The organism is Salipiger sp. HF18 (genome assembly GCF_011806505.1).
In the GTDB taxonomy this organism is placed as follows: domain Bacteria; phylum Pseudomonadota; class Alphaproteobacteria; order Rhodobacterales; family Rhodobacteraceae; genus Salipiger; species Salipiger thiooxidans.
Window position 1 is genome coordinate 1 of record NZ_JAATOS010000965.1, and the last position, 622, is coordinate 622.

At 65.6% G+C, this 622-nt stretch carries 1 pseudogene; it reads left to right on the forward strand.

The window, feature by feature from the left end:
- Positions 1–254 precede the first annotated feature (254 nt).
- Positions 255–622 (forward strand): annotated as a pseudogene (locus HC022_RS28295) (Fe-S cluster assembly protein SufB); the annotation flags it as partial.

Genomic DNA, 622 nt, shown 5'->3' on the forward strand with positions numbered 1-622 from the left:
AAGAGCGCCAGAGGCGCGCAAGACCAGCGCCTCGCGCGCGTGAGACATGCGCCGGAGGCGCCGCGGCGAAGCGCCGGAAGGCGCTTCCGACTTTTCGAGGCGCCCTAGGCGCACGGGCCGCGGGTCGGCCGGGACAGGATGGCCGCAGGGCGGTCTGGACTTTGAGCGTGGCGCGCTGGCGTCGCGGATGGATGGGCGCCCCCGGGCGCGCGAGCGAACAGGACACGCCCCGGCGAGATGACAGGAGAGAACGCATGGCAGCCTTCGACAACGTGACCGTCAAGGAAGGGGTCGAGCAGGAAACCGTGGATGCGGTCGAGGCCATCTCGACCTACAAGTATGGCTGGGAAACCGACATCGAGATGGAATACGCGCCCAAGGGCGTGAACCCGGACATCGTGCGGCTGATCTCGGAGAAGAACGAAGAGCCCGAGTGGATGACCGAATGGCGCCTCAAGGCGTTTGAGCGGTGGACCCAGATGAAGGAACCCACCTGGGCGATGGTCGACTACCCCGAGATCGACTTCCAGGAACAGTACTACTACGCACGGCCCAAGAGCATGGCGACCAAGCCCAAGTCGCTCGACGAGGTCGACCCCAAGCTTCTGGCGACCTACGAGAA